The following is a 13,262-nucleotide window of genomic DNA, read 5'->3' as shown; positions in this document are numbered from 1 at the left end:
CAGTCTATCAGGTCGCCATGGGACGGTCATGAACCTCGTGCTCCTCCGGGAGGAGGACTTCACGGCTCCGGGCCGGGTCCGGCTCCATGGGCGCAGGGAGCGGCACGTCCTGGAGGTGCACCGGGCGGCCGTGGGAGACGAGCTGGTGGTGGGCCTCCTGGGCGGATCCGTGGGCCGGGGCCGGGTGGCCTCGCTGGAGGACGGCCTCCACCTGGAGGTGGTCCTGGACCGGCCGCCGCCCCAGAAGCTGCCCCTGACCCTGGTGCTGGCCCTGCCCCGGCCCAAGGTGCTCAACCGCACCCTGGCGGCCGCCACGAGCCTGGGGGCGGCCCGCATCTTCCTGGTCAACGCCTGGAAGGTGGAAAAAAGCTACTGGAAGAGCCCGCGCCTTTCGGAGGAGAACCTTCTCGAGCAGCGGATCCTGGGCCTGGAGCAGGCCCGGGACACCATCCTCCCGGAGCTGCACCTCCGCCGCCTCCTGAGGCCCTTCGCCGAGGGCGAGCTCCCCGGAATTCTCCAGGGCACCCTCCCGCTCCTGGCGCATCCGGGCGTGCCCGGGCCCTGCCCCCGCGACGCCGGGGGCCCCGTGACCCTGGTGATCGGCCCCGAGGGCGGGTTCATCCCCGCCGAGGTGGAGATGCTCACCCGGAGCGGGTGCAGGCCGGTGAACCTCGGGGAGCGGATCCTCAGGGTGGAGACCGCGGTCGCCGCCCTCACGGGCCGCCTTTTCTGAGGGACCGGGCAGGGATCCGATGAGAAGATGAAGGTTAATCAACATTCATAGGAGACCTCATGGCCACAGGCACGGGACCGCGCATCATCCAGGTCGAGGAGAAGCTCCCCTTCCTCGAAACGATCCCCCTCAGCCTCCAGCATCTCTTCGCGATGTTCGGCGCGACGGTGCTGGTGCCCTTCCTCCTCCACGTGGATCCCGCCACCTCGCTGCTCATGAACGGCGTGGGCACCCTGGTCTACCTGATCGTGACCCGCGGGAGGATCCCGGCCTACCTGGGCTCCAGCTTCGCCTTCATCGCGCCGGTGCTGGCCGTGCTGGCCGTGCCGGCCCTGGGGGGCTACGCCGCCGCGCAGGGCGGCTTCATCGTCTTCGGCCTCTTCTTCATCCTGATATCTTTCATCGTGCAGCAGGTGGGCACGCGCTGGCTGGAGGTGGTGTTCCCGCCCGCCGCCATGGGCGCCGTGGTGGCCATCATCGGCCTCGAGCTGGCCCCCACCGCCGCGCAGATGGCCGGCCTCGTGCAGGGTCCCGCCACCTCGCCCCTGCCCCACGGCCTGAGCCTCGTGGTGTCCCTGTCCACCCTGGCCATCGTCATCCTGGTCTCGCTCTTCGCACGGGGATTCTTCACCATCATCCCGATCCTCATCGGCGTGGTGGCCGGCTACTGCATCTCCCTCTACCTGGGCCTGGTGGACCTCGCCGCCATCCACAACGCCCCGTGGTTCGCCGTGCCCCACCTCTACAAGCCCGTCTACAACCTCCAGGCCATCATGATGATCTTCCCGGCCTGCTTCGTGGTGCTGGCCGAGCACATCGGCCACCTGGTGGTCACCGGCAACATCGTCGACCGCGACCTCATGAAGGACCCCGGACTCCACCGCTCCCTCCTGGGCGACGGCCTCTCCAACGTCCTCTCCGGCCTCACGGGCGCCACCCCCAACACCACCTACGGCGAGAACATCGGCGTCATGGCCATCACCCGCGTGTTCAGCGTCTGGGTCATCGGCGGCGCGGCCTGCATCGCCATCGTCATCTCCTTCGTGGGCAAGATCGGCGCCGTCATCCGCAGCATCCCCGGCCCCGTCATGGGCGGCGTGTGCCTCCTGCTCTTCGGCGTCATCGCCGCCGCGGGCATCCGCATGATCATCGAGAAGAAGGTGGACTACACCAGGCCCGCCAACCTGATCCTGACCGCCGTCACCTTCGTGGTGGGCATCAGCGGCGCGAAGATCACCCTGGGCCACGTGGCGCTGCAGGGCATGGCCCTGGCCACCGTGGTGGCCATCCTGCTCGGGCTGGTGGTGTGGGTGGGCGAGATGTGCGCCCCCGCCCCGGCGGCGGCCCCCGAGCCCGAATAGCCGTCAGGGGGCCGTGGCGCGCACCTTCAGGCCCATCTTCAGGTCCAGCTTGTAGACCCGGTACTTCAGGTCCATGGCCGAACCCAGCTTCCTGAAGGCCAGGAGGGTCTGGGCCACATAGAAGTCATTGTTGTCGAAGGAGGGGTCCTCCACCAGGTCGGAGGCCAGGTTTCCCGCGTAGGCCTGGGCCCGCAGCCGTTCCTCGTAGAAGGAGGACTTGGGGGCCGCGTAGTCGTACCCGTAGATGAACACCGCCCCGCCCTTGCCCATTCCGGCGTCCCCCCCTTCGCCGCCCAGGGCGCGGTTGTCCTTGAAGGTGCAGCCGCGGAGGTCGAGGTCGCCCCACCGGAGGAAGACCGCGCCGCCCATGGCGCCGCCCGCGCCGCCCCGGCCCCCGGTGACCCCGTCGCCAGGCACGCCGTCGCCGCCGAAGACGCCCCCGGCGCCGCCCGCGGCCCCGGGCAGGAACAGCCCCGAGGCGCTGCCTCCGCTGCTGCCGCCGCCCCCGCCGAAGCCGCCGTCGCCGCCCCCGCCCAGGGGCCCCACGCTGAACCCGCCGCCTCCGCCGAACGTGGCGGGGCCTCCGGGCAGGTTGTCCGCCCAGAGGGACACCGGATCCGTCAGCAGGCCGCCCCGGGCCGCGCCGCCTCCGGCGCCATCGCCGTCCACGGCCGGGCCGCCGCCGCTGTCCGTGGTGGCCACGCCGTCCAGGCAGCCTTCGCCCCCGACGCCCAGGAGCCACCCGCCGTCGGCACCCTTGCCGCCCAGGGGCGGACTGTCGCCGCCGAAGCCGGCTCCGCCGCCGTTCTCGCCGTCACTGCCGGGGCCGCTGTTCCCGCCCACGGCGCGGTTGCCGGAGAAGGTCATGCGGCGCAGGAGCACGTTGCCGTCGTTGATGAACAGGCCTCCCCCCATGCCCGCGGCCCCGCCTCCTCCGCCCGGGGCGTCCCCGCCCTTGGCCAGGCCGTTGGCCACCGTGAACCCGTCGAGCACCACGTCGCCCCCGTCCACGGCGAAGGGACGGTGGGCCCCGCCCCCGTCCACCGTCAAGGTCCGGCGGGCGGGGCCCAGGATGCGGACCTTGGCCGCGATGGGGGGAAGGCCGCTCTGGAGGTGGATGGTCCACGGCTCGTCCTGCGGCAGGCCGAACTGGATGCCGACGACGCCGTCGAACCCTTCGGCCGCCTGCAGGACCTCCCGGAGGGTGCCGGGCCCGTCGTCCGCGGCGCTGGTGACGATCCAGGCGTGATCGGCCGGGAGGAGGTCGTAGGGCTCGGACACGAGATCCTCGTCCCCCCCGGCCACGCGCACCTGGTAGGACCCGGCGTCCTCCAGGGCCACGGGGTCCAGCAGGAGGACCTGACCCGTGGCCCCTGCAAGCACCTCGCCGTCCTTCAGCCATTCGAAGGTGTGCTCCCCGGACGCGGCGCCGTGGCCGTCCAGCTTCGCTTCCAGGCGCACAGCCGCGCCCGGGCTGGGCATCGGGTCCACGGGACCCCGGAGCGTGACCGCAAGGGTCGCGGGGTCCCCGCCGCAGGCCAGCAGGGCAAGGAGGGCAAGGCCAGACAGCCAGCGGAGGAGGGAATGCATGGTCGTAACCCGGATCAGGGCCCCGGGGGGGGCGGCATGGATCGAAAGTCAATTTATAATTTATCCGATGTGGAACGCCGGGCAAGATACTAATTCAATCACAACGGGCATTAAGTAATAAAAACACCCGATTGGCAATTTCAAATTAGCAATAATTCATTGACAAACCGCGCCGCTTTCCTACCTTGAGTATCAACTTGCCAACCTTCAACGGGCAACCGCACCTCCCACCCCAGGCCCCTCGCTTCCAGGTCCAGGGCCGCAAACCCCCATCAATGGAGTTCTCCGTGATCCGAAAGGTCCTGACCCCCCTTGTCATCTGCCTGCTCGCCGCAGGCTCCCAGGCCGATGCGCAGTCCAAGCCAGCCTCCAGGAAGGCCGAAGACGGGATGACCAAGCTCTACATGCAGATGAACAACCTGCTGTTCGGCGCCAACAATTCCAAGAGCATGCTCATCCTGCAGCGCCCCGGGACCATGCTGCCCGACGACTTCTCGGAGATGAGCCGGGACCAGAAGGTGATGCTCAACGACATCGTGGACGTGGTGCCCATGGCCAACCCCAACTACGTGGCCAATGGCAACATGCGGTACTCCACGATCTTCAGGGCCATCGCCCAGAACGCCCAGCCCACCGAAAAGGTCAGCCTCACCGCGGCGGAAGAGGCCCAGCTGAAGGCCGCGAAGGCCTACGTCAACGACAAGGCCAAGGTCGGCAAGTACGAGGCCTTGCGGGACGCCTACTGGGAGGCCCTCGCGAATGAGGAGGCCGCGGCCCAGAACGGCAAGGAGGCCCCCTTCATCTACAAGCAGAAGAAGGCCGCCGCCATGACGAAATGGGAGAACGAAGGCGGCAAGATCGAGTACGACAGGCAGACCCAGATCCTCCGGAGCCTGGGGGCCAAGAGCGGCGACGCCTACTGGCAGGCGCTGAACGAGCGGTTGCAGATGGCCACCGTGGATCACAACTTCAACACCTTTTTCTACCCCCAGCCCAAGGACTGGAAGACGAACGACGGCTGGACCGAAATCAGCTTCGACTACGCCAAGAAGGTCGACGAGAACAAGATGAGCCGGGAGGCCATCAATGCCAGCGTCAAGGGCTCCCATTCCTGGTTCAGCCTCGACGGCGCCTTCTCCAAGACGGACTACAGCGCTTCGGCCCTGATGGACCACGAGGACCTCAAGATCACCTTCAAGGTCAAGCGCGTGAACATCTACCGGAGCTGGTTCGACGACCTGGTCCTGAAGAACGACCGCTGGAAGCTCCCGGCGACGGTGAATTTCAAGGAGATCTCCTTCGGCAATCTGGTGACCAACCGGGACAGGACCTGCGCCATGCCCGTGCTCACGACCGCGCTGCTTCTCGTGAAGGACCTCAGGCTGGACACCACCCTGAGCGCGGCCGAGTTGAGCGAATACCAGAACAAGATGTCCGTGAAGGCCAGGATCGGCCTCGGCCCCTTCACCCTCGCGGGCGGCTACGACAAGACCCAGGCAGGCAGGAAGTCCACCACCACCTTCACGGCCACCGGCGTGAGCGCTCCGGACGTGCAGATCCTGGGCCTCATCGGCACCGCTCCCGACCGCTCTCCCGCATCCTGGGTCAAGTAGCCTCTCGCGCCACGGACCCAACCCATGAAGCGCCTCGCCGCCACCTTCCTCGCCGCCGCGCCGGTCCTGCTGGCCGGCCCTGACACCGCCCTCGTGGAGAAGGTCTACGCCAAACTGGCGGAATCCTTTTCCGCGGGCGAGGCCCTGGGCCAGAAGGGGGACTTCCTCCTCCTGGCCCACCCCGGCGTGGCCGTCACCGACGACTTCCTCTCCGATCCCTTCCACGTGGCCAGCCTGGCCGACAGGATCCCCCTTCCCGCCCGCTACTACACCACCGGAAGCCGGACGCTCTCCTCCACCTACCGGACCATCCTGGCTTCGGCTGAAATCACCAACTTCGTGGACCAGGCCAGGAAGCAGAAAGCACTGGAGGCCCGCCGCCTCATCTACGACAGGAGGGCCCCCGGCAAGCCCACCCCGGCCTTTGCGGCCTACCTGGCCTGCAAGGCCGCCTGGGCCTCCGCCATGGACGCCCTCACCCTGGCCCGGACCGAACAGAAGGCCACCGGCAAGGCCGTGCCCGCCGACCTCCAGCGAGCGGTGGACAAGGCCGCCCGGGACCTGGAGGAAAAGGGCCACCGCAAGCTCATCGAGGACGCCCAGAAGGACCTGGAGACCCACTACAACGCCAACGTCAAGGCCCTGTTCAGCAACCTCACCTCCGAACTGGCCGCCTGGTCGAACCATGGCCATGGTGAGGAGTGGTTCTCCGTCACCTGCTCCCCGCCCGCGGAATCCTGGCTGAAGGCGGAAGGCTGGAATCCCTTCAGCCTGACCCAGACGGAAAAGAGCCTGGCCCCCGCGAACCTGGCCGTACCGCTCGAGAAGACGGCGGGCGCGGCCCCGGCCCTGCCTCCCGACTTCCTCGGTTCCGTCACGCTGACCATGGACACCAAGCGGGTGAACTTCGCCCGCCCCTGGCTGGACGCGGGCATCTTCAAGAGCTCCGGCTGGCGCCTCTGGAAGAGCAGCGGGTTCACCATGGTCTCCACCGGCAACCCCGCCGACCGGGATCCCGGCATCATGCCCCTTCTGGTCACCGGCATCCTGCTGTCGCGAAACCTCGCCCTGACGGGCGCCTGGTCCGGCGGAAGCCCCGCTCCCATCAAGGCCCTGGGACCGTTCTCGGTGGAAAAGGCGGTCGTGCGGAACGGCAGGCTCTCCCTCACCGCCAGCGGCGCCCAGATCCTCGGCTTCTTCTGCACGACCGTTCCGAAATCTCCGAACCCCGATCCCGCCAAGGATTTCAGGGCTCCCTGAGGCGTTTCGCCATGCCGCTGCGCACCCCCCTGCCCCGCGCGATCCTGCTGACCGGGCTCGCCTTCGGACGCCTTGCGTCCCAGGATCCCCAGGCCGCGCCCCTCGCCAGGTCCATCTTCGACCCGGGACAGAACCCGCCCTTCGCGGTGGTGAACCCCAGCGGGCCTTCCCCTGCCGCCGGCCCGGGCCCGCGGTACTCGCTGGACGCCACCCGCCAGGAGGTGACGGTCCTGCTCAAGGCCCTCGCGCTCAAGAGCGGAAGGCCCATGGTCATCCTGGAGATGCCCGGGCAGCTGGTGAACGTGAGCTTCAGGGATCTGCCCTTCGAGAAGGCCCTGGCCCAGATCCTGGCCGCGGGGGGCCTGGATTTCCGCAAAGTGGACGACGGCTTTGCCGTGGGCATGTCCATGGACCTGCGCCTGAGGTATCCCCAGGCCGGGGAGGCCGAGCTGGACGCCACCTACCGCTGCCGGCGGGTGAAGGCCAGCGACATGGCCGGAACCCTCGCCGGCCTCCTGCCCGGGATCAAGGCCGTCGCCGGCCCCGTGTTCCTGTCGCCGGAGCTCAAGGAGGGCTCCAGCGGCGAATCCCAGGCGGGGCAGGTCAAGGCCCTGGGCGCCACGGACAAGGACTACCGCACCCACGACGTGGTCATCACCGGCCCCGCGGACCTGGTGCGCCGGGCCCTGACCCTGGCCCAGAAGCTCGACCGGCCCAGGAAGATGGTGCGCCTCAGCGTGAAGGTCATCACCCTCTCGGAAAGCGCCTCCCTCAACCTCGGGGTGGACTGGATGAACTCCGTCGACCTCAAGGCCACGGAGCGGGTCAACGTCGACGCCGCCGGCGCGGCGCCTTCCACCAGCACCGCAACGCTGGTGGACGGGCTCCGGATGGGGAAATTCGCCCACTCGCCGCTGGTGGTCAACGCAACGCTCAACGCCCTGGAGCAGAAGGGCATCGCCAGGACCATCTCCAACCCCACCCTCACGATCCTGGACGGCGAGCGCAGCTTCCTCCTCGACGGCAGGAAGTACGCCTACCCGGAGTTCAAGGGCAGGGAAGGCAGCAACGGTACCGCCATCTATGGGGTCCAGGAGGCCAAGGTCGGCGTGTACCTCCAGGTGGGCGTGCAGGTGGGCCTGGACAACGACATGGTCCTGAGCCTCTACCCGCAGGTCACCGCCGTCGCCGGTTTCACCACCGTCAACGGCGCCCAGGTCCCCAACGTCATCACCTCGGAGGCGCAGACCACGGTGAAGGCCGTCAGCGGCGAAGTCCTCGTGCTGGGAGGACTGACCCGCGAGAACACGGATTCAGGCCGCAACGGGGTGCCCTTCCTTTCCCGGATCCCCCTTCTGGGGCACCTGTTCGCAAGCACCCTGAAGGAGTCCTCCAAATCGGAACTGATGATCATCCTCACGCCCGAACTGGTGGAGGACGCGCCGCCCAGGACCGATGTGAACCTCACCGTCACCGAGGCCCCCGGGGCGTAGATCCGGCTACTGGTAGTAGCCGTACAGGTTCACGTCCATCACCACCGGGGTTCCCCCGGCTTCGAGCTCCGTCAGCTCCCCCTGCACCTCGGCGCCCGCGGGCACCAGGAGGCCCGGCGAGAAGCGCTTGCCCACGATGTTGGCGGTGAGGCGGGACTCCAGGCGGGTGGTGATCCCGGCCAGGTCGTAGCTGGTGCTGCCCTGCTTCAGGATGATGCCCAGCCGCAGGGCCCGGGCGGACCTGTTCACCTTCCCGCGCAGGGTGAAGGCGACCTCGGTGATCACGAGGGTCCGGCCCTGAGGCACCCGGAAGAACTCCCCTTCCCTGGGCAGGGAGAAGAGTCCGTTCTCGCTCAAGGACCAGGCCTTGACCCGGGCGGAATTCCGAACGGCCTTGCCCTGCACGAGCACCAGCGTCCGCTCCGCGCCGAACGCCGCAGCCGCGGCGAGGGCAGCCACCGCTGCGATCCTCAACACCTTCGAACCCATGGGGAACTCCTTGCCATTCAGATGCCGGAATCCCCTCCCAGGTTCACGCGTTTCGAGCGCCAGACCGTCGGGGAGAGCCCCGTCTCCCGGCGGAACATGCGAGCGAAGTACGCCTGTGAACTGAAGCCCAGCGCCTCGGCCACGGCGCCCACGGTGAGGCTGGAATCCGCCAGCATCCGGCAGGCCCGGTCCAGGCGCAGGAGGAGGCGGTAGCGCTGGGGAGCCAGGCCCGTCTGGGCGCGGAAGCTGCGCCGGAACCACGAGTAGCTCACCCCCAGCTCGGCGGCGGCGGCCTCCAGGTTGAGGCGGTCCCCGGCGGGGTCGGCCAGGATGCGCCGGGCGTCGCGCACCAGGCGCCCCCGGCGGCCCTCGGCCCCCCCCTGGCGCCCGGCGATCTCCAGCCTCGCCAGGAGGTCCCCCAGGACTCCCGCCATGAGGAGCCCCGCCCCGGGGGGCGGGTTGCGGGCCAGCTCCCTCAGCTTGACGATGGCCCCCAGGAGGCCCTCGTCGAACCCGGCCCGCACCACCCGGGGAGGGGTTCCGAAAAGGTCAAGTCCCGCCCACCGCTCCATCCATGCGCCGCCGAAATCCACGTGGTGGAAGGTGCAGCCCCGCACGGGATCGGGGACCAGGTCGCAGGCCTCCCGCCCGTCCATGAGCACCACCTCCCCCGCCTCCACCCGAAGGCGGTGCCGTCCCAGCAGCGCCTCCCCGCGCACGAGGTAGAGCAGCCGCCAGCCTCCGGAGGGCGCTCCCATGACCCCCTCCATGGAACCCACGGCCGTGGCGTAGAGGCCCCAGGCTTCCTCGAGGGCGGTGGGCGCGAAGGTGGTGAGTTCGGGCATGGGTCCGGTCCAGTGTCAGAAAGTGCTAACAGTCTGCCAGAAGTGCGGCTATCCGGAGTGTCCGGGGACCCCCTATGCTCTCCATGTCCCCCCTGGAGCGGTCATGCGCGAAGTCCTGAAGCACCTCAAGCAGTACCTGCTGTGCGGGGTCTCCCACGTCATCCCCTTCGTGGCCTGCGGGGGCATCCTCATCGCCTTCTCCATCGCCTTCGCGCCCATGCGGCCCGGTCTGGGGCCCGACTTCAGCCACGCCCCCCTCCTCAAGCTGCTCCTGGACATCGGCTCGGCGGCCTTCACCCTGGTGGTGCCGGTGCTGGCGGGCTACATCGCCTTCGGAATGGCGGACCGGCCCGGCCTCGTCCCGGGCTTCGTGGGGGGCTTCGTGGCCAACACCGTGGGCGCCGGGTTCCTGGGCGGCATCATCGCGGGGCTCCTGGCCGGGGGCGCCGTGATGCTCCTGAAGCGGATTCCCGTGAACCGCCTGCTGCGACCCATCATGCCCATCCTCGTGATCCCGGTGCTCTCCTCGGTGGCGGTGGGCCTGCTGATGTACGGCCTCCTGGGCGCGCCCATCCGGGATCTCATGGTCTTCATGGGCCACGCGCTGCGGAGCCTGGGCAGCGGCAACCAGGTCCTCCTGGGCCTGGTGCTGGGCGCCATGATCGCCTTCGACATGGGCGGCCCCGTGAACAAGACCGCCTTCTTCTTCGGGGTGGCCATGATCAAGGAGGGCAACGTGGCCGTCATGGGCGCCTGCGCCGCGGCCATCTGCATCCCGCCGCTGGGCCTGGGCCTGGCCACGCTGCTGGCCCCCTCCCGCTGGAGCGCCCAGGAGCGGGAGTCGGGACTGGCCGCCCTGGCCATGGGCACCATCGGCATCACCGAGGGCGCCATCCCCTTCGCGGCCGCCGACCCCCTGCGGGTCATCCCCGTCATCATGGGCGGCTCCGCCCTGGGCGCGGTCCTGGCCATGCTGGGCGGGGTGGGCGACCACGCCCCCCACGGCGGCCTCATCGTCATGCCGGTGGTGGACCACCGCCTGTGGTACCTCGCGTCCATCCTGGCGGGCACCCTCGCCGTTGCCGTCGCCATGAATCTCGTCCGGGCCGGAAAGCCCAAGGAGGCCATGTGAAGATCATCGCCATCACGGCCTGCCCCACGGGCATCGCCCACACCTACATGGCCGCCGAGTGCCTGGAGCGCGCCGGAACCGCGCTGGGGCACCAGGTCAAGGTGGAGACCCAGGGCGCCATGGGCGTGGAGAACCGCCTCACGGAAAGTGACATCGAGGGCGCCGACGTCCTCATCCTGGCCGCGGACATCCCCGTGACCGGCCGGGAGCGTTTCGCAGGCGTCCCGCGGATCCTGGAAGTGCCGGTGCAGCAGGCCATCCGGAACCCCGCCGAGATCTTCAGCCGCCTCCAATGACCCGGGAAGCCGCGTTCCCCTTCCCCCTCCCCGGAGGGCTCCACGCGCGGCCCGCGGCCGTGCTGCGGGACCGGGCCCTGGCCTTCGAGGCCCACTGCATGTTCATCAACGACCGCACCGGGGCCCGCGCGCCCCTGGGCAACCTCCTGGGCCTGCTGGCCACCGACACCCGCCACCAGGACCCCTGCCGCATCCTGGCCGAGGGCCCCGAGGGAGAGAAGGCGCTGGCGGACCTGGCCGAATTCATCCACGGCGCCTTCCTGGCCTGCGACACGCCGGGCGAGGCCGCCCAGCCCGGAGCCCGGGCCGGCATCGCCATCCACCGCATCCTCGCCCGGGCCGGCTGCGCCTTCCGGGAGGGCGTCCCGGTGGCCCCCGGCGTGGGTTCGGGCCCGGCCGTGCTGGCCCACGCCCCCAAGGCCGAGATCGCCCAGGGGCCCTGCCTGGACCCCGTGGGGGCCTCCCTGGCCCTGCACGCCGCCCTGGCCAAGGTGCTCGGGGCCCTGCGGGCCGCCGCGGCCCAGCCCGGCGATCCCGCCCGCACCGCGGTGCTGGAGGCCCAGGCCGCCATGCTCCAGGACGAGGAGTGGATCGGCGTCATGGAGGAGGGCCTCGCCCACGGGGCCCCCGCGGCCGTGGACTGGGGCGTGCGGTGGGCCCGGGCCCGGCTCCTGGCCTCCAGCAGCGCCTACCTGCAGGAGCGGGCCCTGGACGTCCAGGACCTGGGCGAACGGCTCCTGGCCGAACTCACCGGCGCCGCGCCGGACGTCCTGGACCTGCCCGGCCCCTGCGTGGTCGTGGCCCACGACCTGACCCCCTCCCGGCTCCTGGCGCTGGACCGCAGCCTCGTCCGCGGCCTGGTGCTCGCCGAGGGCGCCGCCACCTCGCACACGGCGATCCTGGCCCGCAATTTCGGCATCCCCTGCGTGGCCGGCGCCGAAGGACCCGCCTTCCCCGCTGGACAGCGGATCACGGTCGACGGGGACCGGGGCCTCCTGATCCCGGATCCCCCCCCGGCCCTGGACGCCTACTACGCCATCGAGGCCCGCGAACGGTCCCGCCGGCCGGCCCCCCAGTCCGGCCTCACCTCCGACGGCGTGCGCATCGAACTCCAGGCCAACATCCTGGGCGCCCCGGAGGCCGGCCCGGCCTTCGCGTGCGGCGCCGAGGGCATCGGGCTCTTCCGCTCCGAGATGCTCTTCCTGGACCGGGAGTCCGCCCCCGGCGAGGAGGAGCAGTACCAGGCCTACCGCCAGGTCCTGGAGGCCGCCGAGGGCAGGCCCGTGGTGCTTCGGCTCCTGGACGTGGGCGGCGACAAGCCCCTGCCCTACCTGCCCCTGCCCCCGGAGGTCAACCCCTACCTGGGGCGCCGCGGCGTGCGCTGGTACGCCGTCCACCCGGAGCTGGTGCGGACGCAGCTGCGCGCGGCTTCGCGGGCGGCGGCCCACGGGGACCTGCGCCTCATGATCCCCATGGTCGCCGAGGCCGTGGAGATCCGCGCGGTGCGCGCGCTGATGGCCGAGGTGATGCGGGCGCCCCTGCCCCTGGGCATCATGGTGGAAGTGCCCGCCGCGGCCCTGAACCTGGCCTCCCTGGCCCGGGAGGCCGACTTCCTTTGCGTCGGGACCAACGACCTGGTGCAGTACCTCTTCGCGGCGGACCGCGGGGACGCGCGGGTCGCCAAGGCCTCCCACGACTGGCACCCGGCGACGCTCCGGGTGCTGGATCGCATCGTGGCGGAGGCCTCCGGGCGCCCCGTCAGCCTCTGCGGCGAGATGGCGGGCCGACCCTGGCTTCTGCCCCTCCTGGTCGGACTCGGCTTCCGCACGCTGAGCATGGCCCCGGCCCTCCTGCCGGAGGCGCGGAGGACCCTGGCGCACCTGGATTCCGGGCAGTGCCGGGCCCTGGCCGTGCGCGCCCTCGACTCGGACGACGCGGACGGAGTGGAGACCCTCTTGCGCGAGCGCGCCGGGAACCCGCAGGCCGCCGAGCTGGTCACCCTGGACCTCATCGAGGCCCGCGCATCCTGCGCCACCAAGGAGGAGGCCATCAAGCTCCTGGCGGAGCGCATGGCGGCCCTGGGCCGGGCCCGGGACCCGCTGGCCCTGGAGGAGGCGGCCTGGGAGCGCGAGCTCACCTATGCCACGGGCGTCGGCTTCGGCTTCGCGGTGCCCCACTGCAAGTCCTTCGCCGTGGAGACCCCGTCCCTGGCCGTCCTGCGCCTGGCGGAACCCGTCGAGTGGGGCTCCCTGGACGGGCTCCCCGTGGACTGCCTACTGTTCCTGGCCACCCCGGCCGACGACGGCGGCCAGGAGCACCTCCGCATCTTCGCGCGCCTCGCCCGAAAGCTCATGGACGAGGCCTTCCGCGACGCCCTTCGCAGCGCGCCCACGTCCCAGGCCATCCTCTCCCACCTCTTGAGCCAGGTCATCACCCCCGTCTGACAGGAA

General features: G+C 70.3%; 11 protein-coding genes. 8 read left to right on the top strand and 3 right to left on the bottom strand.

Translation table 11 applies throughout. The features are described from left to right. Positions 1 to 28 precede the first annotated feature (28 nt). Complete coding sequence (locus ACZ5MC_RS06195) at positions 29 to 733, top strand: 16S rRNA (uracil(1498)-N(3))-methyltransferase (RefSeq protein WP_306599449.1); 705 nt, start codon at positions 29 to 31, stop codon at positions 731 to 733. Positions 734 to 792: 59 nt separating this feature from the next. Further along, positions 793 to 2,094: a uracil permease gene (gene uraA / locus ACZ5MC_RS06190; protein WP_306599448.1), complete on the top strand. Its 1,302-nt coding sequence runs from the start codon at positions 793 to 795 to the stop codon at positions 2,092 to 2,094. 3 nt (positions 2,095 to 2,097) lie between these two features. Here uraA and ACZ5MC_RS06185 read toward each other — a convergent pair whose 3' ends face one another. Beyond that, positions 2,098 to 3,684, bottom strand: a complete 1,587-nt coding sequence (locus tag ACZ5MC_RS06185; RefSeq protein WP_464517312.1) for a hypothetical protein — start codon at positions 3,682 to 3,684, stop codon at positions 2,098 to 2,100. A gap of 287 nt (positions 3,685 to 3,971) precedes the next feature. On the opposite strand from ACZ5MC_RS06185, the gene ACZ5MC_RS06180 reads away from it, so the two are divergent. Genes ACZ5MC_RS06180 through ACZ5MC_RS06170 form a run of 3 tightly spaced genes read left to right on the top strand, consistent with a single transcriptional unit; the run spans position 3,972 to position 8,050 of the window. Next, positions 3,972 to 5,297, top strand: a complete 1,326-nt coding sequence (locus ACZ5MC_RS06180; RefSeq protein ID WP_464517311.1) for a hypothetical protein — start codon at positions 3,972 to 3,974, stop codon at positions 5,295 to 5,297. A 24-nt stretch (positions 5,298 to 5,321) separates the two neighbouring features. Beyond that, the gene (locus ACZ5MC_RS06175) at positions 5,322 to 6,557 is read left to right on the top strand and encodes a hypothetical protein (RefSeq protein ID WP_306599445.1); all 1,236 of its coding nucleotides are present in this window, start codon (positions 5,322 to 5,324) and stop codon (positions 6,555 to 6,557) included. A gap of 11 nt (positions 6,558 to 6,568) precedes the next feature. Beyond that, a complete protein-coding gene (locus tag ACZ5MC_RS06170) occupies positions 6,569 to 8,050 on the top strand; it encodes a type II secretion system protein GspD (RefSeq protein ID WP_464517310.1) in 1,482 nt (493 codons plus the stop codon). A 6-nt stretch (positions 8,051 to 8,056) separates the two neighbouring features. On the opposite strand, the gene ACZ5MC_RS06165 is transcribed toward ACZ5MC_RS06170, so the two are convergent. Beyond that, on the bottom strand, positions 8,057 to 8,539 hold the full coding sequence (locus tag ACZ5MC_RS06165; RefSeq protein WP_464517309.1) for a hypothetical protein: 483 nt from the start codon (positions 8,537 to 8,539) through the stop codon (positions 8,057 to 8,059). A gap of 17 nt (positions 8,540 to 8,556) precedes the next feature. Beyond that, positions 8,557 to 9,384 (bottom strand): helix-turn-helix domain-containing protein, encoded by an 828-nt coding sequence (locus tag ACZ5MC_RS06160; RefSeq protein WP_464517308.1) that lies wholly within the window; start codon positions 9,382 to 9,384, stop codon positions 8,557 to 8,559. Positions 9,385 to 9,487: 103 nt separating this feature from the next. Here ACZ5MC_RS06160 and ACZ5MC_RS06155 point away from each other — a divergent pair, with 103 nt between their 5' ends. From ACZ5MC_RS06155 to ptsP, 3 genes are read left to right on the top strand one after another with little or no spacing between them, the layout of a single operon-like run. After that, complete coding sequence (locus ACZ5MC_RS06155; RefSeq protein WP_306599441.1) at positions 9,488 to 10,516, top strand: PTS fructose transporter subunit IIC; 1,029 nt, start codon at positions 9,488 to 9,490, stop codon at positions 10,514 to 10,516. Continuing rightward, positions 10,513 to 10,812 carry a PTS fructose transporter subunit IIB gene (locus ACZ5MC_RS06150; RefSeq protein WP_464517307.1) on the top strand — a complete coding sequence of 100 codons (300 nt, stop codon included), beginning with the start codon at positions 10,513 to 10,515 and terminating at the stop codon, positions 10,810 to 10,812. Before ACZ5MC_RS06155 ends, ACZ5MC_RS06150 begins: the two co-directional genes overlap by 4 nt. Continuing rightward, positions 10,809 to 13,256: a phosphoenolpyruvate--protein phosphotransferase gene (gene ptsP, locus ACZ5MC_RS06145; protein ID WP_464517306.1), complete on the top strand. Its 2,448-nt coding sequence runs from the start codon at positions 10,809 to 10,811 to the stop codon at positions 13,254 to 13,256. The genes ACZ5MC_RS06150 and ptsP overlap by 4 nt, the downstream gene beginning before the upstream one ends. Positions 13,257 to 13,262: the final 6 nt, after the last annotated feature.

It is taken from the genome of Mesoterricola sp. JemC181, from assembly GCF_055384585.1.
Note: the sequence above shows the minus strand (reverse complement) of the source record. Positions and strands in the feature narration are given on the sequence as shown.

Coding starts and splice junctions, on each gene's coding strand:
- ptsP (WP_464517306.1), top strand. CDS start 10,809: ATGACCCGGGAAGCCGCGTTCCCCTTCCCCCTCCCCGGAGGGCTCCAC.
- ACZ5MC_RS06155 (WP_306599441.1), top strand. CDS start 9,488: ATGCGCGAAGTCCTGAAGCACCTCAAGCAGTACCTGCTGTGCGGGGTC.
- ACZ5MC_RS06185 (WP_464517312.1), bottom strand. CDS start 3,684: ATGCATTCCCTCCTCCGCTGGCTGTCTGGCCTTGCCCTCCTTGCCCTG.
- ACZ5MC_RS06160 (WP_464517308.1), bottom strand. CDS start 9,384: ATGCCCGAACTCACCACCTTCGCGCCCACCGCCCTCGAGGAAGCCTGG.
- uraA (WP_306599448.1), top strand. CDS start 793: ATGGCCACAGGCACGGGACCGCGCATCATCCAGGTCGAGGAGAAGCTC.
- ACZ5MC_RS06175 (WP_306599445.1), top strand. CDS start 5,322: ATGAAGCGCCTCGCCGCCACCTTCCTCGCCGCCGCGCCGGTCCTGCTG.
- ACZ5MC_RS06170 (WP_464517310.1), top strand. CDS start 6,569: ATGCCGCTGCGCACCCCCCTGCCCCGCGCGATCCTGCTGACCGGGCTC.
- ACZ5MC_RS06195 (WP_306599449.1), top strand. CDS start 29: ATGAACCTCGTGCTCCTCCGGGAGGAGGACTTCACGGCTCCGGGCCGG.
- ACZ5MC_RS06165 (WP_464517309.1), bottom strand. CDS start 8,539: ATGGGTTCGAAGGTGTTGAGGATCGCAGCGGTGGCTGCCCTCGCCGCG.